This is a genomic window from Alteromonas sp. 5E99-2 (assembly GCF_017368475.1).
Classification (GTDB): Bacteria; Pseudomonadota; Gammaproteobacteria; order Enterobacterales; family Alteromonadaceae; genus Alteromonas_F.
The window spans coordinates 1-1,366 of the sequence record NZ_JAFNJE010000044.1 but is presented as its reverse complement, the minus strand read 5'-3'; the positions used below and the strand labels follow the sequence as shown (position 1 = coordinate 1,366).

The following is a 1,366-nucleotide window of genomic DNA, read 5'->3' as shown; positions in this document are numbered from 1 at the left end:
GCTAAAACAACGCTTACCAAGCTTTATTGCACAGTTAGAACTGATGCTAACCACCCTAGTACAATTTCATTCTGCTAAAAACTAATTAATGGAAGGCAATATGACTATGTGTAAAATATTTTTAACTATTGTTAGTTAGTACCACTCTACCTTTCTCTAAACTAGTAGTTAGAATACGACACGAGCCAAGCCTATATGGCACGCGTCGCTTTAAATATTATTCAAGACATTGGCATGATTTTCGACGATATTCGCAACAGTTTAGGCAGAAAATGAAAGTTCATGAGGTGTTGGAAGCGATACTGTCCCCTAAAAGAATAATAACAACGTAAAATCTGCTATATAGGTTCACATTAGAATTGATACCTGATAGAACCATATACACCGTCGAAGGTAAATTCGGCATTGTCTTGTTCTGTTGAAATGACTTGGTAACCAATGCCTAGCCCAATACCACTATTAAGAATAATACCGTACTCAATACCAAGCTGCGATGCGAACTCAGATTGAGAGACCGTGTCGGTTGTACCTTCAAGGGTATAATCGATATCCATTTCTCCAAAACCTAACGTTAAAGATAGGTAATACTCGCCATAGTTTTTTGATACAACGTACTTAGGCCGAAAATTCAAAAAATAAGCTTTCCCGTCCGAAACAAGGAGTTGATCCGATTCAATACTGTTGAAAGTGCGATATTCAATGTCAGTATCAAGTCTAAAATCGTTGTTAAAGGAAAACTGATAACCGACAAATACGCTAGTTGCGATATCTGAAGTTTCTGCTGTTGCTTCGAATGTTAATTCACTAATATCGAGCTCTGCGTCAAGCGAACTAATATTCGCACCTAAATAAAATCCTTTTGATATCCCGTTACTATCTTTGGCACTCACTGATGTAGCTAAACAACCAAATACTATTGTGATATATATGGTAAACAAACGTCCTTTCATACTCGAATCCTTTTTAATAAACACAACGTTTAATTGATTAAAAAAACATAATAGCCATGCTTTTCAAAATGTTAGACATTTCAAACTCTCCTTTGTTCCTTTTTTTTTGAATTTTTTAAGGTGTAACGGTACGGTTTAACTAGAGAGCGACAAGGATAGCAAGCAAAACATGAAGTCAAAGCTGATATCATTGGCTATATTGAACCGTTTTATAATCAAAAACGACGTCATTACAAGTTAAGAAATATTTCATGTGATGAATATAAGATGAAACTACTAAAATCTGCCTAAACAAATCTGTAAGGAAAGTTGACTGATACAGAATTTGAAACACTACAAACTTTAGATGATGACGCGCTAAAACAACGCTTACCAAGCTTTATTGCACAGTTAGAACTGATGCTAACCACCCTAGT

1 protein-coding gene is annotated in these 1,366 nt (G+C 35.4%); it reads right to left on the bottom strand.

Going from position 1 to position 1,366, the window contains the following annotated elements; genetic code table 11:
• Positions 1–353 precede the first annotated feature (353 nt).
• Complete coding sequence (locus tag J3L16_RS15775; RefSeq protein WP_207614022.1) at positions 354–950, bottom strand: outer membrane beta-barrel protein; 597 nt, start codon at positions 948–950, stop codon at positions 354–356.
• Between the last annotated feature and the right edge of the window lie 416 nt (positions 951–1,366).